We start from the raw sequence: 23,807 nt of genomic DNA on the forward strand, positions 1-23,807 counted from the left end.
GTTTTCCGGCGAGCAAAAAGGAACCGCCGTTGGACCGGATGGCAGCCAATTAGCCCCGGATCGGTTCAGTCAAGGGCGGCGCCGGCTGCCGGTTCCCGAGTCCGTTCAACCGTGTTACTGGACCGGATTCAACAAATGTTTCAAACTGGGATTCGTGCGGCGGCCAGATTCGTCTGGTGCCAGTGGCCCGCAGGGCAGAACTGATATGCAGGGTCGTGAAATGAAGGCCGAGGACGACCAGATGACGTCTCAAATCATCGCTACCCACTCGGTGGGAGCGACGGTACAGACTGTCTTGGATCGATTGTTTGCGAAAATAAGGTCGGAGGAGTATTCGCTGAATACACGCCTTCCGTCGGAACGGGCGCTGGCTTCGGAGATGGGGGTGGCGCGCAACACGGTGCGCGAGGCGCTGGATGTATTGGAAGACTGCAATGTCATCAAACGACGTCCCGGCAGCGGCAGTTTCGTTACCTATCGCTCGGAAGATGCGCCGCAGCAGGGGGATAGCTCCGTCGCAATGGAGACCAGCCCATTAGACCACCTTGTCGTGCGAGGTATACTTGAACCCGAAATGGTCCGCCTTGCCGTCATCAACATGACTCCGCGGGAAGTATGGGAACTGGAACAACTCATGTCGAAGATCGAAGGCGTGCATACCGATGTCGCCGCCTTCGTGAAATGCGAAGAGGAAATCTATCGCAAAATTGCCGAGGGGACGCGTAATCCCCTGCTGGCATCCTGCTACAATCTGGCGATCGAGGCTTGCAGAGTGAGCTTGCGCACCACGCTGCTTCGCCGGCATTTGACCCCGAAACGTATTCTTGAATATCAACAGCGCTACAACTCGCTGTTCAACGCCATTGCCTCTCGCGACGTGGAGCGAGCCGTCGAGTTCATCAAGCTGCACCTGCTCGAGGAGCAGAAGCTATTTTTTCGGGATAATTGATTCCGGTATCCGCGGCTGCAGAGCAGCTTCATTCCCGAACGAGCGCAGGCGCTGTTCCCAAAGCTGGCCCAAATCCGACATTTCCTGTTTGAGACGGTCGCCGTTGCGTTTCAGCCAGCGGGGAATCGAGCCGAAAGCAGCAATTTTTGCCTTGCCGTGTTTCAGCGTTACCACCGGCCAGTCTCCGACCAGCGCGTTATCGATCCCGAACATGCTCTCGCCCCACCAATGCGCCGGACCGAAGGCGTGGGTGACATGGCCAAGCTGCTTCATTGCCGCCAATACGGGTAGAGGATTGACGCTGTTGCATTTTTCAACCGCCGCATGCCAGATGTCCAGGATGGCGGCATACTCCCAGCTTACCGCAGTCCATGTTCCGGGGAAGCGGCGGTTGTATTCGTCGAAGAAGCTTTTCGGCTGGTTGAAGAAAAACGTCTTTTCCTGCAGCTTTTCATCATCGAAATCCGGAAACTGGAAGACGAAACCTTCCATGAATTCCACAGATGTCTGGGCAATCAACCGGTCGTAATAATCCAATGTGCAGGATATCAACTGGCCCTTGAAGCCCTGCGCATGGGCATATTCGGTCATAGCATGGACCATTGGCGTATAACCGGTGCACCAGCACAGGATGTCGGCGTTCGAATCCAGCATTGGCTGCACGATTCCGGCTGCATCGGTCGTGCCGGGATCGTACTGAATTTCCTTGGCAATCCCAACATTAGCGGCTTTGAAGGCTGCGCGATAAGTCGCAAGTGAGGGAAGGCCATGCGCATCGGACTGGCTGCAGATCGCGACGGTCCGAAGCTCCGGTCTGGCTTGGGCCAGCCAGTCCACCCCGGTCACGTTGTAGATCGGATGTAGTTCGCTGGGGGCGATCAGGTAAGGTGTATCCGGAGACAGGTCGCTAGGCAGCAAGGTCGAAGTCAGGACTTTGCGATGGGTCAGGTAGTCGCGTATCTGCGCCATCGTATCTCCACCCAGCATCATCAGCAGCTTGATGTCATGCTGTTCTATGAGATGGCGTGCACCCTTCGCAGCCTGCCCGGCATCGTAGCCGCAATCATATTCCACGATCTTTATCGGATAGCGCCTTCCGTTGATCAGCAAGCCGCCGGTTTTGTTCAGCCAGTCCTCCCAGATTCGGCAACCATGCAATCCGGGCAAGCCCCATGATTCCACCTGACCGCTAAGCGGAGCCAGGAATCCGATGTTCACCGTGTTCGGCATGCCGACGGACAGTCGGGGCAGGACACTGGAAACCGCGAGTTGATGGGCAAAGCTGGAATTCTGCATGTCTGTAAGTATCACCAAAAGCTAAGAGAATCATCCTCTTTGGAAGAAACTTTTTCTCCTTACAGGAAATTTGTTGACAGATTGGTATAATCAGAGGCAGCATGCACTGAACCAATAGTACCAAAAAATAAAGTTCGGTCCATACCAATAGGAGGGGAGAATATGAAAGCTAAGCGAGTAGCCATCATCGGCGCGGGCCCCTCGGGCTTGGCACAGTTGCGTGCGTTTCAGTCGGCAGCCGAGAAGGGTGAAGAGATCCCCGAGATTGTCTGTTTTGAAAAGCAGAGTAACTGGGGCGGTCTGTGGAACTACACCTGGCGCACCGGTTTGGACGAAAATGGTGAGCCGGTTCACTGCTCGATGTATCGTTACCTGTGGTCGAATGGTCCCAAGGAGGGCCTTGAGTTCGCCGATTATTCCTTTGAAGAACACTTCGGGAAGCAGATTGCATCCTATCCCCCTCGTGCCGTGTTGTTCGACTATATCGAGGGCCGCGTGCTCAAGGCCGGTGTGCGCAAGTGGATTCGCTTCAACTCGGTCGTCCGGTGGGTAGAATACAATCAGGACAGGGGTGATTTCACCGTTACGGTGCACGACCATGAAAAGGACAATACTTATCGGGAAGATTTCGATCATGTGATCGTCGCTACGGGCCATTTTTCGACCCCGAACGTGCCCTATTATGAAGGATTCGATACCTTCAACGGCCGCATTCTGCACGCACATGACTTTCGAGATGCCCGAGAATTCATGGGGCAAGATATCCTCGTCGTGGGCTCCTCCTACTCGGCGGAGGATATCGGCTCGCAATGCTGGAAATACGGCGCGAGATCTATCATCAGTTCGTATCGCAGTGCTCCCATGGGTTTTAAATGGCCTGATAACTGGGAGGAAAAGCCGGGCATTCAGCGGGTCGAGAATAGGACAGTCCATTTCATCGATGGGACCAGCAAGGATATCGATGCGATCATCCTTTGCACGGGTTACAAGCATTTCTTCAATTTCCTGCCGGACGATCTGCGTCTGAAGACCGCCAACCGCCTGGCGACCGCCGATCTCTATAAAGGTGTGGTCTATGTGCATAACCCCAAGCTGTTCTATTTGGGCATGCAGGACCAGTGGTTCACCTTCAACATGTTCGACGCACAAGCATGGTGGGTTCGCGACGCAATCATGGGCAAGATCGAGGTTCCGGCAGACAGGCAGGTCATGATGGCCGATGTCGCCGCGCGCGAGGAACGCGAGGAAGCCTCGGATGATGTCAAATACGCGATCAAATACCAGGGCGACTATGTTCTGGAGCTGATCGAAGAGACCGACTATCCGACCTTCGACGTGGAGGGGGCTTGTCAGGCTTTCTATGAGTGGAAACATCACAAAGCCGACAACATCATGACTTTCCGCGATAACTCGTACAAATCGGTCATCACCGGAACCACGGCCCCCGTTCACCACACTCCCTGGAAAGACGCCCTGGACGATTCATTCGAAGCCTATCTGCAAACTGAGACGGCTGTAGCTGTGCCGACACTTGGGCGGATCTACGGGGCACTACCAAAAACTATGGGTGGCGCGCCGGGAAACCGGCCAGGAGCAGATGGTGCAACTCCGTTACGGAGCAGCGATCCACATCGGCCTGAAGTCGTGCACGGGGAGCCATGAGGCGGAAGCCGGTCGCATCCAGGAAATAAATATTCCGAATAGGAAAACAAGAGGGAACAATAATGACTCTATCTTGGCGTTTCTCCGCCCTGGCGGATCGGCATCGCGCTCTAGGATCGAAACTGGAAGACTGGAGCGGCATGGGAACCGCCTGGACCTACGACAAGGACATATCTGAAGAGCATGTCGCGATCCGCACCAAGGCCGGGATCATGGATGTTTCGGGCCTGAAGAAGGTGCATCTGGTCGGTCCGCACGCCATCGCCGTGCTCGACTTCATCACCACCCGTGACATGACGAAGATTTATCCCGGCCGCTCCGTCTATGCATGCATGTTGAATGATCGTGGCCATTTCACCGACGACTGTATCGTCTACCGCACCGGCCCGAATTCCTGGATGCTGGTTCACGGTTCCGGTTCCGGCTACGAGGAGATCGTCAAGCAGGCGGCGGGCCGTAATTGCGCTGTGCTGTTCGACGACGATCTGCATGATCTGTCCCTGCAGGGCCCGCTCGCGGTCGATTATCTCGCCAAATATGTGCCGGGCATCCGCGACCTTAAATATTTCCATCACATGCAAACGACGCTCTTCGGAGCTCCCGTTATGATCTCACGCACCGGTTATACCGGCGAGCGCGGTTACGAAATCTTCGTACGCGGCCAGGATGCCGTCATGGTTTGGGACCGCATTGTTGCGGAAGGCAAGGAGATGGGCATCATCCCCTGCTGCTTCAGCGTGCTCGACCTGCTGCGGGTCGAAAGCTACCTGCTCTTCTACCCTTACGACAATTCGCAGATGTATCCCTTCGCCGACCAACCGCCCGGCGATAGCCTATGGGAACTTGGTCTCGATTTCACCGTCAGCCCTGGCAAGACGGGCTTCCGCGGCGCCGAGGAACATGCGCGGCTGAAAGGCAAAGAGCGCTTCAAGATCTTCGGTATGCTGATCGATGCCGATGGTCCGGCCGATCTCGGTGATGAGGTCTATGCCGAAGGCAAGAAGGTTGGTGTGATCACCTGCCCGAGCTATTCGACCTTGACGAAGAGGTCCATGGCAATCGCCCGTCTGGACGTCGACAAGGCAGTCCAGGGCACGAAGCTGGAAGTGCATGGCAAAAACGTCAAGGCAAGAGCGATCGCCCATACGCTGACGTTTGACGATCCGGAGAAGAAGAAGAGGACGGCCGTGGGTTAGGGGAGGCGGCCATGCTTGTCGAAGGCATCAGGAGCCGCCCGGTCTATAAGGGCCTCTCCATTCAGCCGCGCTCCCGGCGGCACATCTTCGCACTGGAAGGGGAGGGGGCGCATGCCCTCCTCGATCGGAAAGCAGAACTCGATGATGCGGCGTTGTCCCGCAGCGAGATACTCTATGTCGCGCGGGGTTCGCAGGCTATGGGACACGAGGAGGCGCTACGTGAGCTTGGCGCCCAGATGTTCTTCGCCGGGCCGACGATCGCGACGCTGCTCTTCCGCCTCAAGGGGACGCTGGCGACCGCCCATATGGGAACACGGCTTTATATCGCCGGCACCGAAGGTTTCATCGGCCAGGCGATGATGGTAGCACTCGATCATGGCATGGATCATGCCTCGATCATCACTGAACACCGCGGCTCGCTGGCGCGTCGTGTGCAATGCGTGCACTGCAAGGGCATCACCGACGACGTCACCCACAGTCCCTTTCCCTGCAGCCATTGCGGCCTTCCGCTTCTCGTACGCGATCATTATTCGCGACGCCTCGGCGCCTTCCAGGGCGTCAATATCGATGCGGAAGAACCCGGCAGCGCGCCAGATCCGGAGGAGTTGTTCCTGTGAGCGGTGGTATCGAGATTCCCGTCCGGGTGACCCAGGTGACGCCGGTGGCACATCGCATCAAGCGCTTCCGGTTCGAGCGCCTGGACGGAGGGCCGATGCCCTACTTCTCCGGCGGCGCTCACATCATCGTTTCGATGAACGATAATGGTCACGTCCGGCGCAACGCCTATTCGCTGATGTCGCCGCCATATGATTGCTCGGCTTACGAGATCAGCGTGCTGCATGTCGAGGATTCCCGCGGCGGCTCGTCCTTCATGCATGAGAAGGTGCGCGAAGGTGACGAAATGAGGGTCTCCCACCCGGTCAACCTGTTTCAGCCGGATTGGCGTGGCCGAAAACATCTGCTGATCGCCGGCGGTATCGGGATTACGCCCTTCATCGCCATGATGGAGCAGTTTTCCCGCGAGGGCGCACATTTCGAGTTGCATTATGCGGTCCGAACGCGCGACCGCGGCGCCTATTGCGAGGACCTCGTCGCGCGTTACGGCTCGCATCGGGTGAAGATCTATTGCGACGCCGAAGACAATCGCATCCCGGTCGCCCGCCTGCTCCACAGCCAGCCGCTCGGCACGCATCTCTATGTCTGTGGTCCCGCGGGCATGATTGATGGCGTACTGAAGGCGGGGCTGGAGGCGGGCTGGCCGGAGCAGAACCTGCATTCCGAGCGTTTTCTGTCCTCGCAGCCCGGCAAGCCCTTTTCGATCGAGCTGACGCGTTCCGGCAAGACCATCCATGTCGGCCATCACGAGAGCATGCTCGAGGCGATCGAGGCGGCCGGCATCGACGTGCCCTTTCTCTGTCGCGGTGGCGCCTGCGGCCAGTGCGAAACGATGGTCACCGTCTGCGACGGCAAGCTTCTGCACAACGACGTCTATCTGAGTGACGAAGAAAAGGCTTCCGGCCGAAAGGTGATGCTCTGTGTCTCCCGCTTCGAGGGGAACGCGTTGCATCTTGACCTTTAGGAAGTGGGCCGAACCAGGAGGGAGAACGGAAATGGCAATCGCCTTCAAGCAGGAAACGTTTCGGGATGATTTCAGCTATCGCAACAGTCCGGAAAACATCCGGCGCTTTCCGTTTCCCTTCGACAGGGACGAATACATGTACTCCGTTAACATGGAACCACATGTGAGGGGGCAGAAGGGCACAGTTTTCGAAAGCCTGATCGACGTCGATGAACATTACATCGCCGAAATGCACGACCGGGCGTTGGTGCTAAGGGACGATCCGCTGCGCTACCAGGCGCTGCCGCACATGATGACCGCGCAATGGGATACGCTGGAACTGCTGATGGAGGAGCAGGCGGCGGGTTATCCGGAGCATTTCACGCTCATCAGAAACGGCGATCGGTGGCGCTGGATCAACCGGCCGCTCGGCATCGACGATACCTTCACCTTCGGCGATACCGCGACGCTGCCCTACGAACCGCTCGAATACATCACCCGCCAGGCCCAGGGTGATTTCTGCATCGTCGACCAGCGCGACGGCAATCTCTGGATGGATGCCGGAATGGTCACGACCCAGGCCGATTGGTCGCTCGATTTCGACATCGGCATGAACTTCATGGAATGGCACGGGCCAGTGCCGCTCGCCCATCAAGCCGGTGTCTTCGACCGCGCGCTCAAATTCCTCCTGAACCTGCAGCAGGGCAAGCCTACGCGCCGCTTCAACTGGACGATGACCATCAATCCGCGGCTGGATACCAGCCCGGAGAACTATCCGAAATGGGGTGCTGACCGAGCCACGGTGACGCCGGAAAACGTCGGCGAGAAGGTGCATCTGCGGGTCGAGCTGCAGAGCCTCTGGCGCCTGCCGCGCTCGAACGCAATCCTCTTCGTCATCCGCTGTTATCTGATGAATATGGATGAGCTCGTGACAGTGCCGAAATGGGCCCGCCGCTTTCCGCGCGTGCTGCGCACGCTGCCGCCGGAACTCATCGACTACAAGGGCCTGACGCGGTACCGCCAGACCACGATCGACTGGCTTTCGAAATTTGACGACGGTGCGCCGACCAGTCCAGGCCCGTTCCCGGATTGATGCCGAGCGGCGCATCAATCGAGCGCATGCGACGTGACTTCGCTCCGATCGGTGACGACGGGCTACCGCTCGGGGCCGAGGACTTCTCGTACCTGAATTTGCGGCAACGCAGACAATCAAAAGATAAGGCCGCTCAAAAGGCCTTGGGGAGGCATTTTCGGGGGATTTGCGAGAGTTACGCTCAAAACATAATAGAAGGGGAATTCGCCGATGACAGATATTGTGAACGCCGGCATTGCCGCCGGTACCGAGGGGAAGCTTATTCGCGCGCTGGATTGGAAGGGCGCATTCTGGGTGGCGGCCGGCGTGCCGCCGCTTGTGCTCTTCTCCATCGGTGGCATTGCTGGCACGACCGGCAAGTTAGCCTTTGCGGTCTGGATCATTTCGATGATCATGGGCTTTCTGCAATCCTTCACCTATGCGGAAATCGCCGGGATGTTTGCCAATAAATCCGGCGGCGCCTCGGTTTATGGAGCCACCGCATGGCTGCGCTATTCGAAGTTCATCGCACCGCTTTCCGTCTGGTGCAATTGGTTCGCGTGGTCGCCGGTGCTTTCGCTTGGCTGCGCAATCGCCGCTGGCTACATCCTCAATTCCCTCTTCCCGATTCCGGCGGCGGATTCGCAAGCAGTCCTCGATTGGATCAGCGCGCATGCCGCCTCGGTCACAGTTGATAGTCCCCGCGTTGCCGAATATATCGCGGCACACGCCGGCACTTCGCCGGAAGATGCCGTCAAGGCACTGCTCGGCGCCGACGGTGTAGCGGCGCTGACGCCGGCGATACGCAACTGGTCGTTGATCAGCTTCAGCATTCCCTTTCTCGCCACGGCCAATATGAACGCCACCTTCTTCATTGGCGCCATTCTGATGCTGATCATCTTCGCGATCCAGCATCGCGGCATCGCCGGAACCGCAAGCGTCCAGAAGTGGCTGGCGCTGATCGTTCTGATCCCGTTGCTGATCATCGGCATCTATCCGATCGTCAGCGGCCAGATCGTTGCCGCCAACGTCACCGGCTTGGTGCCGCCAATGGCGGCCTATTCGGGCGAGGATGGCACCTGGAGCAACGGCGGCTGGACGCTTTTTCTCGGCGGTCTCTATATCGCCGCCTGGTCGACCTACGGTTTCGAGACGGCAGTCTGCTACACTCGCGAACTGAAGAACCCGCGGACCGACACCTTCAAGGCCATCTTTTACTCCGGCCTTGCCTGCTGCCTGTTCTTCTTCCTCGTACCCTTCACATTCCAGGGCGTACTTGGCCATGCCGGCATGCTGTCACCCGGCATTGTCGATGGAACGGGTGTTGCAGAAACGCTGGGCAGCCTGATCGGCGCCGGCCGTGTCGTTACCCAGTTGCTCGTCCTGCTGATGATTTTTGCGCTCTTCCTCGCCATCATGACCGCGATGGCCGGCTCCTCGCGGACGCTCTACCAGGGCTCCAAGGACGGCTGGCTGCCGAAATATCTCGACCACGTCAATGAGAACGGGGCACCGACTCGGGCCATGTGGACCGACTTCGCCTTCAATCTCTTCCTGCTTGCCATCGCATCGGATGCCGGCGGCTACTTCTTCGTGCTCGCCGTCTCCAATGTCGGCTACATCATCTTCAATTTCCTGAACCTCAACTCCGGTTGGATCCACCGTATCGACTCCGGCCACATCGAACGGCCATGGAAGGCGCCGTCCTGGCTGATTGGCCTCAATACCATGCTTGCCTTCGTCAACGCGCTCTTCCTCGGCGCCGGCGCCAAGGTCTGGGGCTATTCGAATGCGCTTTGGGTCGGCTTCATCTTCGCCGCGCTCATCCTCCCGGTCTTCGCCTATCGCCATTACGTCCAGGACCGCGGCAGGTTCCCGCTTGAAGCCATGGAGGATCTTGGCCTTGCCGGCCAGAACCTAGGCGTTAGGAATGCGGGCATGTTGCCCTATCTGGCGCTCGGTGCAGGCCTCGCCATCGTGCTGTTCGCCAACTGGTTCTTCCAGCTGCCGGCCTGAACCTGGCTGTAGTATCGTCCTATCCTTGTCGGGCCAAGCCCGGCAGGGATACGGTCGCGGTTGGATCCAGGTTACCTCAGGGCTTGTCGTAACGGCATGAGACGGACCTCATGCCGTATTTCTCTATTCGATCATCGATGATTTTTCAGCTGTCCGCGCGAATGTTCAAGGACCTGCGAGCAGTGGCAGTCCCGTTAGGGTCCGGTTGTTCCGCGACCGTGCGATTTCCGCACTCAGCCGAATATCAGCGTCGAAAGCTGACCGGAGATTTTCGTGCCGGATGCCCTGTGGGCGGCAATCACGCTGTTGGCCATCAACATGGCGATGGTCATCGGTCCGACGCCACCCGGGACCGGTGTAATGACGGACGCTATTGGAGCGCATTCGGCGAACGCGACGTCGCCGACCAATTTCGTTTTCTTCTCGCCCTTCTCAGGTGCGGGGACCCGGTTGATCCCGACATCGATGACGGTGGCTCCCGGCTTCACCCAGTTTGCCTTGACCATCTCGGGTCTGCCGACTGCCGCGACCAAGATATCGGCATTGCGGCAGATGGAGGGAAGGTCGTTGGTGCGCGAATGAGCGATCGTCACCGTCGCATTGGCATTCAGCAGCAATTGTGCCATCGGCTTGCCGAAGAGATTGGAGCGACCGATTACCAACGCGTTCAGACCGGACAGATCGCGGCCATGCGCGTTGCTCACAAAGACCATTGCGCCTGCGGGGGTGCAGGAGATCAAACCGCTCTCCAGGTCGCCGGTAGCGAGCTTTCCGGCATTGGCAACATGCAGGCCGTCAACGTCCTTTTCGGGCCGGATCGCCTGGATGATGGCTTCCGCGTCGAGATGTTGCGGCAAGGGCAATTGCACGAGAATTCCATGAATGCTGTCATCGCCGTTCAACTCATGCACCAGGCCGGCAAGCTCCTGCTGTGTCGTTTCCTTAGGCAGCGTGTGCTGGACCGAAAAGAAGCCGCACTCCTTGGCCATACGGCTTTTTGCGCCCACATAGGCATGGCTTGCGGGATCGTCGCCGACGATAATGACGGCCAGCCCGGTTTTCTTGCCCGTCCGCGCCTGTAGCGCGGCGTTGGTGTCCTTTATCGCGGCGATGATGGAAGCGGCAACGGCCTTACCGTCGATGATCGTCGTCATGTTCGCTCTCAGAGAGGGAGTGGGGATTCAGCTGAATTCGAGGCTCATTCGGGCAAGATCGTCCCAAAGGCTTTCTGCAAAGCCGCGCAGGACGATGATTTCGAAGGCTTCGGAGCCGACGCGGGTGACGTGGGCTGCGATATGGCCGATGAGAGTGACCGCGGATTGCCCGACCGAGAAAGCGGACGGGTCGAGGTCGAGCGCCGTACCTTTCGAAAGCGCGCGGGAGGCCATCTTGCCCTCGATCCGGATGCGGACGCGGCCGTGGCTCTGATCGACGCCGCTGGCGCGCGGTTCGAGAGCGGCAAAGAGGCTTTTCATCTCCTTATGGGGCATCGGCTCTTCACCGACGATGAACCACTGGCCGGGCGAAACCGGGCGCACGGCATGCGCGGCCGTTTTGGCAAGGCTGCCGAGGAAGGGCACCATATCCTCTTCTCCCGGCCGGGCGAGCACGTGGATGATTGTGCCTTCCGGAAGTGGCGAGAGCCTGAGCGTGGCGGAAGATACTGCCTGCTTCGTGCCGAGCACTGGGCGAAGGATTGGACGGAATTCAGACATGGAGCCTCTCGTTCTGAGGGTCGAAGAAGACCGGGTTGCACAGGCGCGCGGGCGTGGACTCGCCGCGAAGGCCGTTCCAGACCACCACCTCCTCGCCGTGCCGATTGGGGCCGCTTTTGACGAGTGCCAGACCGATGGTCGATCCGATATGCGGAGAGTAGGCGCTCGATGTCACATAGCCCTCGTCGTTCTCGAGCGTGGCCGCAACTCCCTTGGCGAGAATATGCGAACCACTGCGGAACGACTGTTTCGGATCGAGCGGCACGACGCCCACCAGTTGCGGCCGGTCGGGCGCAGCCAATCCCTCGCGCTGAAGCATCGCCTTGCCGATGAAATCCGGCTTGGTCGCCGAGACCATCTTGCCGAAGCCGAGATCGGCCGGCACGACCGTGCCGTTGATCTCGTTATGCGTCACATGGCCCTTTTCGATACGCAGCACGCTGAGCGCCTCGACCCCGTAGGGCATGATGCCGTGGTCCTTTCCTGCTTCCAGCAGCGCATCGGCTACGCTTTCGCCGAAGCCGGCTGGGACCGCGAGCTCGTAGGCGAGTTCGCCCGAGAAGGAAATCCGGAAGAGGCAACCGTGAAGCGCGCCGTCGAACAGCGAAACCTCCTTCGCTGCGAGGAAGGGGAAGGCCGCGTCGGAGATATCCTCATCGACGATCTTCTGCAGGATTGCGCGTGCCTTCGGTCCGGCAATCGCCATCTGCGCCCACTGGTCGGTGATGGAGGCGAGACGGACATCCAGTTCCGGCCAGAGTGCCTGCGCGCAGAATTCGAGGTGGTTCATGACGCCGGCCGCATAGGCGGTCGTCGTCGTCATGAAGAAGTGGTTTTCCGCGAGCCGGCTTGTCGTGCCGTCGTCATAGATCATGCCGTCCTCGCGCAGCATCAGACCGTAGCGCGCCTTGCCGACGGGCAGCTTGAGGAAGGCGTTGCAATAGACGCGGTTCAGGAATTCGGCCGCGTCGCTGCCCGAGATCTCGATCTTGCCGAGCATCGAGACGTCACAGATGCCGGCGTTCTTCCGGACGTTCAGCACTTCCCGGTCGACGCTTTCCCGCCAACTTTGTTCGCCGCTCCGCGGAAACCACGAGGAGCGATACCAGAGACCGGTTTCGACGAAGACGGCACAATGCTTCTTTGCCCAGTCATGGAGCGGCGACTTGCGGACCGGCTGGAAATGATGGCCTGTATGCGCACCGGTCAATGCACCGAAGGAAACCGGCGTATAGAAAGGGCGGAACGTCGTTGTTCCGACCTCCGCGGGCGAGACGCCGCGTGCCTTGGCTATCAACCCGATCGCATTGACGTTCGAGAGCTTGCCCTGGTCGGTGGCCATGCCATTCGTGGTGTAGCGCTTGGCAAGCTCGACATGGCTGTAGCCTTCGCGGACGGCGAGGCCGATGTCCTTGAGATGTACGTCGTTCTGGAAATCGACAAAGGCTTTGCCCTTGATGCCGGGGATTGACCACAATGGTCTTGGGGAATGCGTATCCTCGTCCCCCTCGACCTTTGGAAGGGCAAAAGGCGGGCACGACAAGCCGAGCTCTTTGATAATCGCTTGAGCCCGGACGGCACCCTCCCCGAGGCAGGCGGCGAGGTCCGTCGTCGCTGCGGCGCCGCCGGCGACCTCAAGGCCCTTCAGGTCAGCGGGGGCGAGGAAGGCGCCTTTTTCCGCCGACCAGACGGGCTTGGCCCCCCGATGGCAGGCGAGATGGATGATCGGGCTGAAGCCGCCCGCGACGGCGAGCGCATCGACCGCGATTGTTTCCGTTCGGCTGTCGCGGCGGACTTCGATCGCGGAGATCGCCTTGCGACCTCTGGTCGCGCAAACGACCGCCTCCTTGATTACGCGCGCCTTGCCGCGGTAGCCGACGCCTGCCGACGGTCGGCTGTCGATGATGGCAACCACGTCGACGCCGGCTACCTCGAGATCGCGCGCGAGGGCATAGCCGCCATCGTTGGTGGTGAAGATGGCGGTCGATTGACCGGGCGCGACGCCGTAGCGGTTGAGATAGGTGCGCATGGCGCTCGCCATCATCACGCCCGGACGGTCATTGCCGCCAAAGACGAGCGGGCGTTCTTCCGCGCCGGTCGCAAGCAGGGCATGCCTCGCGACGATGCGCCACAGCCGCTCGACGGGCAGATGGGGCGCGGGGTCGCGTACATGCTTCTGCACCCGCTCGACCGTGCCGAAGACATTGCCGTCGTACCAACCAATGGCTGTCGTCCGCATCATCACCCGGACATTGGGCATAGACTGTAGTTCGGCACTTGTGTCGCGCGCAAAGTCGGCGGCCGCCTTGCCGTCGATCGTCGCCATCTCGAACAGGAGCGAACCGCCAGGCAACGAGCCCTCGTCGACGAGAATGACGCGTGCACCTGCGCGGCCGGCGGTGAGCGCCGCGGCAAGGCCCGTCGGACCGGCGCCGATGACGAGCAGGTCGCAGTGCGCCCAGCTCTTCTCGTAGCTGTCGGGATCGGCTTCGTAGCTTGCCTTGCCAAGACCGGCGGCCTTGCGGATGAAGGGTTCGTAAAACTTTTCCCAGAAGGCTGCCGGCCACATGAAGGTCTTGTAGTAGAAACCGGCGCCAAGGAAGGGCGACAGCAGGCCGTTCAGCGCACCGACGTCGAAATCAAGCGACGGCCAGCGGTTCTGGCTCTGCGCTTCGAGGCCCGCGTAGAGCTCCTGCATGGTGGCGCGTGTATTGGGTTCCGTGCGGCCGCCGCGACCGACGGTGACCAGCGCATTCGGTTCGGCGGCCCCCGCCGTCAGGATTCCACGCGGGCGGTGGTATTTGAAGCTGCGGCCAACCAGCATCTGACCATTCGCGAGCAGTGCGGAGGCAAGCGTGTCTCCGGCAAATCCCTGCATCGGCTTGCCGTCGAAGCTGAAGGAAAGCGGCGCCTTGCGATCGACAAGACCGCCCTTGGACAAGCGATAGGAACTCATGTGCGCTCCTCCAATCGAGAGCCGTCAGCCGCATCGCGGCACGCGGCGACCTCATGCGTCACGGTATCGCGAGTGAGAATGAGCCAGCGGCGGCAACCGGAGGTGTGGTGCCAGTATTCTTCATAGGCGCCGCGCGGGTTGTCGCGCAGATAGACGTAGTCGAACCACTCGGAAGCATCCGCGCCAGCCGCTGGACGCTTCAGGGCTGCGCCCTTGATCGTGAATTCTTCTTTGGGTCTTCGCCCGCAGTTCGGGCAGGGCACGAGACTTGCCATTTCGGATTTCCTTGGTCCGCAAACTCAGTGAAGGTTGGGCTGGGCGCCTTGCCCCTTTTCGTCGATGAGATAGCCGCGCTCGAAACGGTCGAGACGAAAGGCTGCGGCAGTCTTTTGTGGCGTGCCGCGGGCGATGAGATGCGCAAAGCAGAAGCCGGAGGCGGGGGTGGCCTTGAAACCGCCATAGCACCAGCCGGCGTTGAGATAGAGATTGTCGATCGGCGTCCGGTCGATGATCGGCGAGCCGTCCATCGACATATCCATGATGCCGCCCCAGGATCGCAGCACGCGCACTCGCGACAAGGACGGGATCATCGCCTTGCCGGCTTCCGCGACGTGTTCGACCGTCGCAAGGTTGCCGCGCTGTGCATAGGAATTGTAGCCGTCGAGATCGCCGCCGAAGACGAGGCCACCCTTGTCCGATTGCGAAACGTAGAAGTGTCCGGCGCCGAATGTGACCACGCCGTCGATAAAAGGCTTCAAGCCTTCCGACACGAAGGCCTGGAGCACATGGCTCTCGATCGGCAGCTTGAGTCCGGCCATCTCCGCCACCTGAGACGAATTGCCGGCCGCTGCCAGCGCCAACGTATTGCAGCCGATAAAGCCGCGGCTGGTTTCGACGCCTGCTACGCGGCCATTTTCGCGTCGTATCGCAGTCACTTCGCAATTCTGGATGATATCGACGCCGCGCGAGTCGGCGCCGCGGGCATAGCCCCAGGCGACGGCATCGTGACGAACCGTGCCGCCACGCCGTTGCAGGAGCCCGCCCTGGATCGGGAATCGGGCATTGTCGAAGTCGAGGAAAGGCAGCATCTTGCGGACGGCCGCCCTGTCGAGAAGTTCGGCGTCCACCCCATGCAGCCGCATTGCATTGCCGCGCCGCGTATAGGCGTCGCGCTGGGCATCGGAATGATAGAGGTTCAGGACGCCGCGCTGGGAGACCATGGCGTTGAAGTTGAAATCCTGCTCCAGCCCCTCCCAGAGTTTCATGGAGAGCTCGTAGAACGGATTGTTGCCGGGAAGCAGATAGTTGGAGCGGATGATGGTCGTGTTGCGGCCGACATTGCCCGAACCGATATAGTTCTTCTCCAGCACCGCGACATTGGCGATGCCGAATTCCTTTGCGAGGTAGTAGGCCGTCGCAAGGCCATGACCACCGCCGCCTACAATGATCACGTCGTAATTGGGCTTCGGGTCGGGCTGGCGCCAGGCCGGCGTCCAGTTCCGATTGCCGCGCAGGCCATTGAGAAGGATGGAAAGTGCAGAGTAGCGCATGGGTGTCGCCCTATCAGAAGTCCTCGGAGGGCAAGCTAGCATCTGAATCGCCCGATGAGTTGCAAATACGGGACGCTTTGATGTAAGAATCGGGCATGGCATCTTCCGACAGCAAGAATATTCAGAGAATCGGCTTTCTGCTGGTTCGGAATTTCGCGCTGATGAGCTACGCATCGGCGACGGAGCCGTTGCGTGCGGCCAATCTTCTCGCCGGCCGAACCCTCTACCAGATCGTCCCACTCGCGCAGGAGGCCGGGACCGTCACTTCATCCTCCGGCGTGCCGATCGGCTGTGCGGATCTGGAGAGCGAGGGAGAAACCTGCCATACGGTCTTCGTCTGCGCGGGCGGAGAGCCCGCCGACTGGGCGGACACGTCTGCGTCGCATACGACGCTCCGGCGGCTATCGCGCCTCGGAGTTCGCATCGGCGGCATATCGAGCGGAGCCTTCGTGCTCGCCGCTGCCGGGCTGCTCGACAATCGCGACTTCACAATTCATTGGGAGCACGCGCCTGCGCTGAAGGAAGCATTTCCCCATCTCACCCCCCGACACGCGCGCTTCGTGCTCGATGGCGGAATTGCCACCTGTGGCGGTGGGGTGGCGCCGCTCGACATGATGCATGCGATGATCGCCGAACGCCTGGGCGCCGATTTTGCCCGCCGGGTCAGCGACTGGTATCTGCACGCGGCCGTCGCCGAACCGGCAGCGCCGCAGCGTGGTTCGGTCGCAGAGCGGTTCGGAACCAATCATCCTGCCCTTTTGGCGGTTCTCGAGAAGATGGAAACGGCGATCGAACGACCACTCGACCGGACCTCCATGGCGCGGTTGGCCGGCGTCAGCCCGCGGCATCTCGATCGGCTTTTCAAGGAGTATCGCGGGGCGGGCTTTCTCGAGACATACCGCGAGATCCGGCTGCGCCACGCGCGCCGGCTTTTGCAGCAGAGTCCGCTCTCAATCCCGGAAATCGCCTATGCCACCGGTTTTTCCAGCCCCGCGCATTTTTCGAACGCGTTCAAGCGCTTGTTTTCGGAGACGCCGGGAAGCCTGCGCCGACGGCCCCGAAAACAACCTCTGTCGGGCTCAATGAAAGCGTGAGCCTCGAGCGCACGTCATTCGGACAAGCTCCATTGCGAGCATACGTCTTGCCTATCAAGAAAAAAATATTCTCCACAGTTGATTGCCGCGCAACGAAGTGCTACCACTATTCATGTGCAAACGGAGGGACGACGCAATGTGCGGCATAGTTGGTTTGTTTCTGAAAGACAGCAGGCTTGAGCCACAGCTCGGTCAGTTGCTTTCGGACATGCTGATTACCATGACGGACCGAGGCCCAGACTCGGCGGGGATAGCCATCTATGGCTCGGCCACCGAGGGGAAGGCGAAGGTAACGATCCAGTCGGCGAAACCCAATATCGATTTCGCAGATCTCGAGCGGGACCTCGCTGAAGCGGGTTTGCCGGCACGCGTCGCTCGCAAGAGCACCCATGCGGTCATCGCGGTTGCAGCGGCCAGGCTCGCGGATGTTCGCTCCGTTCTCGCCGCCATTCGCCCGGATGTGCGCATCATGGGGTCCGGCGACAGCGTCGAGATATACAAGGAGGTCGGCCTGCCAAAGGACGTCGTCGCCCGTTTCGACGTGCGCTCCATGAGCGGTACGCATGGCATCGGCCACACTCGCATGGCGACGGAATCGGCAGTCACGACGCTCGGGGCGCACCCGTTCTCCACGGGGTCGGACCAGTGCCTCGTACACAATGGCTCGCTGTCGAACCACAACAATTTGCGCCGCGATCTCACCCGCGAGGGCATGGCCTTCGAGACGCAGAACGACTCTGAAGTCGCCGCCGCTTACCTGACGGCGGAAATGGCCAAGGGCAAAGACCTCGGCGAGGCGTTGACGAGCGCGCTCGACGATCTCGACGGCTTCTTCACTTTCGTCGTCGGCACCAAATCGGGCTTCGGCGTCGTTCGTGATCCGATCGCCTGCAAGCCGGCGGTGATGGCCGAAACGGATCAGTATGTCGCCTTCGGCTCCGAATACCGGGCACTCGTCAGCCTGCCGGGCATTGAAGACGCACGCGTCTGGGAGCCGGAGCCCGCCACCGTCTACTTCTGGGATCATGAGAAGGCTGCATAACCATGGACGCGAGTGTAGAACGAGAAAGTCTGGAAGCAATGCGCGTTTTCGATCTCGTCAAAACGCCTCTTCGCGAGTTGAACAGCGCGCTGCACGCGATCGCCCCGGGCAGGAATGACACGAACTTCGAAGTCATCAATCCGCGAGGCAGCCATGCCGTTGCCGTCGGCATCGACCAGCCGGTCACCGTTGATGTGCGCGGCAGCGTCGGCTATTACTGCGCCGGCATGAATGACGGCGGAACCATTACGGTTCATGGCTCGGCCGGCCCAGGCGTGGCCCAAAACATGATGTCCGGCACGGTGATCATAGAAGGTGATGCGTCGCAATATGCCGGCGCGACCGGACGCGGTGGCCTTCTCGTCATCAAGGGCAATGCGGCATCGCGCTGCGGGATCTCGATGAAGGGCATCGACATCGTCGTTCATGGTAGTATCGGCCATATGTCGGCCTTTATGGGCCAGTCCGGCCACCTCGTCGTGCTCGGCGATGCGGGCGATGCCCTGGGTGACAGTCTTTATGAAGCCAAACTCTTCGTGCGCGGCACGGTCAAGAGCCTCGGCGCCGATTGCATCGAGAAGGAGATGCGTCCGGAGCACCTGCAAAAGCTCGCCGAGCTACTGGAAAAGGCCGACGTCCAGGGTATCCGGCCGGAGGAGTTCAAGCGCTATGGCTCGGCCCGCAAGCTCTACAATTTTAATATCGACAACGCCGACGCGTATTAAAGGCAAGGGACGAGTATGAGCTATCACAACCCCTATACCCCGCCGCGCAAATCCGCGACCTTCGACGACTATACGCTTGCGGAAATCCGCCGTGCGGCTGCCACCGGTATCTATGATATTCGCGGCGCCGGCACCAAGCGCAAAGTTCCGCACTTCGACGACCTTCTCTTTCTCGGCGCGTCGATCTCGCGCTATCCGCTCGAAGGCTATCGCGAGAAATGCGATACCTCGGTCGTTCTCGGCACACGCTACGCCAAGAAGCCGATCCAACTGAAGATCCCGATCACCATCGCCGGCATGAGCTTCGGCGCGCTGTCTGGCCCTGCCAAGGAGGCGCTCGGCCGCGGCGCGACGATTTCCGGCACCTCGACCACCACCGGCGACGGCGGCATGACGGACGAGGAGCGCGGCCATTCTCAGACGCTGGTCTATCAGTACCTGCCCTCGCGCTACGGCATGAACCCGAAGGATTTGCGCCGCGCCGATGCCATCGAGGTTGTGGTTGGTCAAGGCGCCAAACCCGGCGGTGGTGGTATGCTGCTTGGCCAGAAGATTTCCGACCGCGTCGCCAACATGCGCAACCTGCCCAAGGGTATAGACCAGCGCTCGGCCTGCCGCCATCCCGATTGGACCGGGCCGGACGATCTCGAAATCAAGATCCTTGAAATACGCGAGATCACCGACTGGGAGAAGCCGATCTATGTGAAGGTCGGCGGAGCACGCCCCTATTACGACACGGCACTCGCGGTAAAGGCTGGAGCCGATGTCGTGGTGCTCGACGGCATGCAGGGCGGCACGGCTGCCACCCAGGACGTGTTCATCGAGCATGTCGGCATGCCGATCCTCGCCTGCATCCGCCCGGCCGTGCAGGCGCTGCAGGATCTCGGCATGCACCGCAAGGTCCAGCTCGTCGTATCCGGCGGCATTCGCTCCGGCGCGGACGTCGCCAAGGCGCTGGCGCTCGGCGCCGATGCGGTTGCCATCGGCACGGCCGCTCTGGTCGCCATCGGCGACAACGATCCGCGGTGGGAAGAAGAATACCAGAAGCTCGGCACGACGGCCGGCGCCTATGACGACTGGCACGAAGGCAAGGATCCGGCTGGCATTACCACGCAGGATCCCGAACTCGCCGCCCGCCTCGATCCGGTTGCCGCCGGCCGCCGTCTCGCCAACTATCTGAAGGTGATGACATTGGAGGCGCAGACCATTGCGCGCGCTTGCGGCAAGAACCACCTGCATAACCTCGAGCCGGAAGACCTGTGCGCTCTGACGATGGAAGCCGCCGCCATGGCGCAGATCCCGCTCGCCGGCACGAACTGGTATCCCGGCAAAGGCGGCTTTTGAATATGACAGGCCGCACTTGAGAGGTTGCGGTCTGCTTTGAAATTGAGTGTCTGAATCCAAAAGGGGAACAACGTGACACTGGATCTCTCTACATTCGCTCGCGACAAGGGCGTTAAATATTTCATGATCAGCTACACGGACCTGTTCGGCGGACAACGCGCCAAACTGGTTCCGGCTGAAGCGATCGCGGACATGCAGAAGGGCGGCGCGGGCTTTGCTGGCTTTGCGACCTGGTTCGATCTGACGCCTGCGCATCCGGATCTTTTTGCCCTGCCGGATGCTTCCTCGGTCATCCAGCTGCCTTGGAAGAAGGATGTCGCCTGGGTTGCCGCCGACTGCTTCATGGACGATGTGCCGCTCGACCAGGCGCCGCGTGTCGTGCTCAAGAAGCTGGTTACCGAAGCCGCCAAGGAAGGGCTACGGGTCAAGACTGGCGTCGAGCCGGAATTCTTCCTGATCTCCCCGGATGGTTCGAAGATTTCCGACACGTTCGATACTGCAGAAAAGCCCTGCTACGACCAGCAGGCGGTGATGCGCCGCTACGACGTGATCGCCGAGATCTGTGACTACATGCTCGAGCTTGGCTGGAAGCCCTACCAGAACGATCATGAGGACGCGAACGGCCAGTTCGAGATGAACTGGGAATATGACGACGCGCTGAAGACGGCCGACAAGCACTCCTTCTTCAAGTTCATGGTGAAATCCGTCGCCGAGAAGCACGGCCTCAGAGCAACCTTCATGCCGAAGCCCTTCAAGGGGCTGACGGGCAACGGTTGCCATGCGCATATCTCGGTTTGGGACTTGGAAGGGGAGATCAATGCTTTTGCCGACAAGAGGGACGAATTCGGCCTCTCGGCGCAGGGACGCCACTTCCTTGGTGGTATTATGAAGCATGCCAGCGCACTCGCCGCTGTCACCAATCCGACGGTCAATTCCTACAAGCGCATCAACGCGCCGCGCACGATCTCCGGTGCGACCTGGGCACCGAACTCCGTGACCTGGACCGGCAACAACCGCACCCACATGGTGCGTGTCCCCGGCCCTGGCCGCTTCGAGCTGCGCCTGCCGGACGGCGCCGTCAATCCTTATCTGCTGCAAGCGATCATCATCGCGGCCGGCCTGTCCGGCATCCGTACCAAGGCTGACCCCGGCCGCCACTACGACATCGACATGTACAAGGACGGCCACAAGGTGACCGACGCGCCGAAGCTGCCGCTCAACCTGCTCGACGCGCTGCGGGAATACAGCAAAGACGAGGAGCTGCAGGCGGCTCTGGGACGAGAGTTCTCCGCCGCCTATCTGAAACTCAAGCAGAGCGAGTGGGACACCTATTGCTCGCAGTTCACCGAGTGGGAGCATCAAACCACACTCGATATCTAGGGATCTCCCCAGCCGCTTTGCGGCAATTCCCCGTGCTTCGGCACGGGGATTTTTAACGTCACTTGCAGCGCCGCGCGTCTTTTCAGGCGCGCAAAGGTCGCTGTGACTCTTTTAATCTGCGCATTGAGCTTCCCGAATATCGGGTCCGATTTTCGGGTCGATGCTATAGAGAGAGCGTGCCACATGACAAACTACGTCCTGACCGTAGCCTGCAAGTCCACCCGGGGTATCGTCGCTGCCATTTCAGGATTTCTGGCGGAAATGGGTTGCAACATCACCGACAGCTCACAGTTCGACGACCTCGGCACAGGCAGGTTCTTCATGCGTGTCGGATTCATTTCGGAAAAGGGAGCAACGCGCGCAGATCTGGCTTCGGGGCTGAAGCCGATCGCCGAGACGTTCGAGATGGAGACCACCCTCCACGACCAGTCGGAGCGCATGAAGGTGCTGCTGATGGTCTCCCGTTTCGGTCACTGCCTGAACGACCTTCTCTACCGCTGGCGCATAGGCGCGCTGCCCATCGACATCGTCGGGGTTGTTTCAAACCACTTCGATTATCAGAAGGTCGTCGTCAACCATGACATCCCGTTCCACCACATTCCGGTAACGAAGGAAAACAAGCCTCAGGCGGAAGCCAGAATTAGCGAACTGGTGGAGAGTACCGGGACAGAACTGATCGTGCTCGCGCGCTACATGCAGGTTCTGTCGGACAAGATGTGTGAGAAGATGTCCGGCAAAATTATCAATATTCACCATTCTTTCCTGCCGAGCTTCAAGGGTGCCAACCCGTACAAGCAGGCCTATCAGCGCGGTGTGAAGCTGATCGGTGCCACGGCGCACTACGTGACGGCCGACCTCGACGAAGGTCCGATCATCGAGCAGGATACGGTCCGGATCACCCATGCGCAGAGCGCGGAAGACTATGTCTCGCTTGGCCGAGATGTCGAAGCGCAGGTACTTGCACGTGCCATTCATGCTCATATCCACCGCCGGGTCTTCCTCAATGGTGCCCGCACCATCGTATTTCCTCCAAGCCCCGGTTCTTATGCGTCGGAAAGAATGGGGTGATGGCCGAGGCAGGCAGCTGGTCGCCCGCCAAGGAGGCAGGACCGTCGCCACATTGAGATGGCGGGCCTGCTCTCAATCGGATTCGATTTAAGAAAACATGCAGCAGTGCAAAGATTTACAGCGGCCGTTCCTGCGTCCTAAGACGCACGGCGCCGCAGGATCGATCTCAGCTCTTGCGAGCCATGACTGTGCGGACACGCGCACGGCGATAAGCGTCGGGGATCGATAGGGCCCAGACGAACAGGCCGCCGGCATGCCTCCCGAGAAATGAACGATCAGGAGGCGCCGTCATGTAGGTAACGACCGAGAAGAACACGACGAAAAAGGCAAAGGCCAGGCCGCGGGATGCATTGCGCACTGCCACATGGCCGGCACCAGGCAGCACCGAGGCCAGCGCAAGCACCATATAGGGATTGATCGGCTTGGCCATGGTGCGCTCCTCAGCTGGCAGCGGTATCGGGAGAAATCGGTATATCGTCGGCCAGGCAGCGGCTCAGGGCCGCTGCTTCGGCGATCGTCCGGCGTATGATCTCAGGCGCAATCGCGGTGACTGCAAAACGCGCCTGCCGCAAGATCAGATGCGCGCCGCGTTGGCCCTGCGCCGCCTGACGGACGAGCCGCACGCCGCGCGGAGTAATCGCGGCCTCCTTGAGTGTGGGATCGGAAAACAGGCTGCCGAACATGGCTGTGGCGCGTTCGACCTGCTGGCGCGAGGCGCTCCCGTCACCGCGCATCAAAAGGGCGGCATTGGTGGGCGGGGGGGTGAACCAATGCGGCATGTCGTGGACGAGCGAGTAGAACTCGGCGCCGGTCGGCCGGGCCAGCGCACCGATCCTGGGCCGGGCGCATACGGCGGCTTCGAGCAAAGTGAGCTTCAGCCATAATTGCGGTAGCCGTCGGCAGACCATTGTGTCGACCACGAGTTCGACCTTTATCTGCCGCCCGTCCTCAAGCTTGCCGACGAGGATCGGAAACTGATCAGCGCCGTGGGTGATACGAGCGACCGGAAACAGCCGTGCGGCTTCATCCAAGAGGCTGCGGCGCCAGGCCAGAGCCGCCCGGTGGTCGTGGACGGCGCGTGCGCCCATCCCTATGCCGCAAGCTGCTATGAAGGCTGAGAATGCAAGGGTGGTGATCATGCGTGCGCCCTGGCGTAATCGCCGGCTTTTGCACGGCAAGCGCCC

20 protein-coding genes and 1 pseudogene are annotated in these 23,807 nt (G+C 60.3%); 13 read left to right on the forward strand and 8 right to left on the reverse strand.

Annotation, left to right across the window (positions count from 1 at the left end):
* The first annotated feature begins 220 nt into the window (after positions 1–220).
* Positions 221–949 (forward strand): FadR/GntR family transcriptional regulator, encoded by a 729-nt coding sequence (locus tag EKH55_RS20850; RefSeq protein WP_151612959.1) that lies wholly within the window; start codon positions 221–223, stop codon positions 947–949.
* Here the strand turns inward: EKH55_RS20850 and EKH55_RS20855 are convergent.
* Positions 929–2,245: an ABC transporter substrate-binding protein gene (locus EKH55_RS20855; protein ID WP_151612961.1), complete on the reverse strand. Its 1,317-nt coding sequence runs from the start codon at positions 2,243–2,245 to the stop codon at positions 929–931. The two genes, EKH55_RS20850 and EKH55_RS20855, sit on opposite strands and share 21 nt — an antisense overlap.
* A 162-nt stretch (positions 2,246–2,407) precedes the next feature.
* Between EKH55_RS20855 and EKH55_RS20860 the strand changes: the two are divergent.
* The 6 genes and pseudogenes from EKH55_RS20860 to EKH55_RS20885 form a co-directional block, all read left to right on the forward strand.
* Positions 2,408–3,748 (forward strand): annotated as a pseudogene (locus EKH55_RS20860) (NAD(P)-binding domain-containing protein); the annotation flags it as partial.
* Positions 3,749–3,969: 221 nt separating this feature from the next.
* A complete protein-coding gene (locus EKH55_RS20865) occupies positions 3,970–5,103 on the forward strand; it encodes an aminomethyl transferase family protein (protein ID WP_151612965.1) in 1,134 nt (377 codons plus the stop codon).
* An 11-nt stretch (positions 5,104–5,114) separates the two neighbouring features.
* Positions 5,115–5,720, forward strand: a complete 606-nt coding sequence (locus tag EKH55_RS20870; protein WP_151612967.1) for a dimethylamine monooxygenase subunit DmmA family protein — start codon at positions 5,115–5,117, stop codon at positions 5,718–5,720.
* Entirely contained in the window at positions 5,717–6,682 is a 966-nt protein-coding gene (locus EKH55_RS20875) for a PDR/VanB family oxidoreductase (RefSeq protein ID WP_151612969.1), read from the forward strand. The genes EKH55_RS20870 and EKH55_RS20875 overlap by 4 nt, the downstream gene beginning before the upstream one ends.
* A 31-nt stretch (positions 6,683–6,713) precedes the next feature.
* A complete protein-coding gene (locus EKH55_RS20880; RefSeq protein WP_151612970.1) occupies positions 6,714–7,754 on the forward strand; it encodes a heme-dependent oxidative N-demethylase family protein in 1,041 nt (346 codons plus the stop codon).
* 210 nt (positions 7,755–7,964) lie between these two features.
* On the forward strand, positions 7,965–9,749 hold the full coding sequence (locus tag EKH55_RS20885) for a trimethylamine N-oxide permease (RefSeq protein ID WP_151612971.1): 1,785 nt from the start codon (positions 7,965–7,967) through the stop codon (positions 9,747–9,749).
* 233 nt (positions 9,750–9,982) lie between these two features.
* On the opposite strand, the gene folD is transcribed toward EKH55_RS20885, so the two are convergent.
* Genes folD through EKH55_RS20910 form a run of 5 tightly spaced genes read right to left on the reverse strand, consistent with a single transcriptional unit; the run spans position 9,983 to position 15,970 of the window.
* Positions 9,983–10,903, reverse strand: coding sequence for a bifunctional methylenetetrahydrofolate dehydrogenase/methenyltetrahydrofolate cyclohydrolase FolD (gene folD / locus EKH55_RS20890; RefSeq protein WP_151612972.1), 921 nt, complete (start codon positions 10,901–10,903; stop codon positions 9,983–9,985).
* A 27-nt stretch (positions 10,904–10,930) separates the two neighbouring features.
* A complete protein-coding gene (gene soxG / locus EKH55_RS20895; protein ID WP_151612973.1) occupies positions 10,931–11,464 on the reverse strand; it encodes a sarcosine oxidase subunit gamma family protein in 534 nt (177 codons plus the stop codon).
* Complete coding sequence (locus EKH55_RS20900) at positions 11,457–14,420, reverse strand: sarcosine oxidase subunit alpha (RefSeq protein WP_151612974.1); 2,964 nt, start codon at positions 14,418–14,420, stop codon at positions 11,457–11,459. The genes soxG and EKH55_RS20900 overlap by 8 nt, the downstream gene beginning before the upstream one ends.
* Positions 14,417–14,695 (reverse strand): sarcosine oxidase subunit delta, encoded by a 279-nt coding sequence (locus EKH55_RS20905; RefSeq protein ID WP_151612975.1) that lies wholly within the window; start codon positions 14,693–14,695, stop codon positions 14,417–14,419. Before EKH55_RS20905 ends, EKH55_RS20900 begins: the two co-directional genes overlap by 4 nt.
* Before the next feature lie 24 nt (positions 14,696–14,719).
* Positions 14,720–15,970: a sarcosine oxidase subunit beta family protein gene (locus EKH55_RS20910; protein WP_151612976.1), complete on the reverse strand. Its 1,251-nt coding sequence runs from the start codon at positions 15,968–15,970 to the stop codon at positions 14,720–14,722.
* Positions 15,971–16,065: 95 nt separating this feature from the next.
* On the opposite strand from EKH55_RS20910, the gene EKH55_RS20915 reads away from it, so the two are divergent.
* The 6 genes from EKH55_RS20915 (at position 16,066) to purU (ending at position 22,623) form a co-directional block, all read left to right on the forward strand.
* Complete coding sequence (locus EKH55_RS20915) at positions 16,066–17,064, forward strand: GlxA family transcriptional regulator (RefSeq protein WP_069457204.1); 999 nt, start codon at positions 16,066–16,068, stop codon at positions 17,062–17,064.
* Between the two features lie 136 nt (positions 17,065–17,200).
* Positions 17,201–18,106, forward strand: coding sequence for a class II glutamine amidotransferase (locus EKH55_RS20920; RefSeq protein WP_151612977.1), 906 nt, complete (start codon positions 17,201–17,203; stop codon positions 18,104–18,106).
* A gap of 38 nt (positions 18,107–18,144) precedes the next feature.
* Positions 18,145–18,831 (forward strand): GltB/FmdC/FwdC-like GXGXG domain-containing protein, encoded by a 687-nt coding sequence (locus EKH55_RS20925; RefSeq protein WP_151613901.1) that lies wholly within the window; start codon positions 18,145–18,147, stop codon positions 18,829–18,831.
* 15 nt (positions 18,832–18,846) lie between these two features.
* Positions 18,847–20,175: an FMN-binding glutamate synthase family protein gene (locus EKH55_RS20930; protein ID WP_069457202.1), complete on the forward strand. Its 1,329-nt coding sequence runs from the start codon at positions 18,847–18,849 to the stop codon at positions 20,173–20,175.
* Positions 20,176–20,247: 72 nt separating this feature from the next.
* Complete coding sequence (gene glnT / locus EKH55_RS20935; RefSeq protein ID WP_069457201.1) at positions 20,248–21,555, forward strand: type III glutamate--ammonia ligase; 1,308 nt, start codon at positions 20,248–20,250, stop codon at positions 21,553–21,555.
* Between the two features lie 183 nt (positions 21,556–21,738).
* On the forward strand, positions 21,739–22,623 hold the full coding sequence (gene purU / locus EKH55_RS20940) for a formyltetrahydrofolate deformylase (protein WP_069457200.1): 885 nt from the start codon (positions 21,739–21,741) through the stop codon (positions 22,621–22,623).
* Positions 22,624–22,789: 166 nt separating this feature from the next.
* On the opposite strand, the gene EKH55_RS20945 is transcribed toward purU, so the two are convergent.
* Both EKH55_RS20945 and EKH55_RS20950 read right to left on the reverse strand, forming a co-directional pair.
* The gene (locus EKH55_RS20945; RefSeq protein ID WP_069456763.1) at positions 22,790–23,053 is read right to left on the reverse strand and encodes a hypothetical protein; all 264 of its coding nucleotides are present in this window, start codon (positions 23,051–23,053) and stop codon (positions 22,790–22,792) included.
* A gap of 10 nt (positions 23,054–23,063) precedes the next feature.
* Positions 23,064–23,762, reverse strand: coding sequence for a hypothetical protein (locus tag EKH55_RS20950; protein ID WP_151612978.1), 699 nt, complete (start codon positions 23,760–23,762; stop codon positions 23,064–23,066).
* Between the last annotated feature and the right edge of the window lie 45 nt (positions 23,763–23,807).

The sequence above is a fragment of the Sinorhizobium alkalisoli genome (assembly GCF_008932245.1).
Lineage (GTDB): Bacteria > Pseudomonadota > Alphaproteobacteria > Rhizobiales > Rhizobiaceae > Sinorhizobium > Sinorhizobium alkalisoli.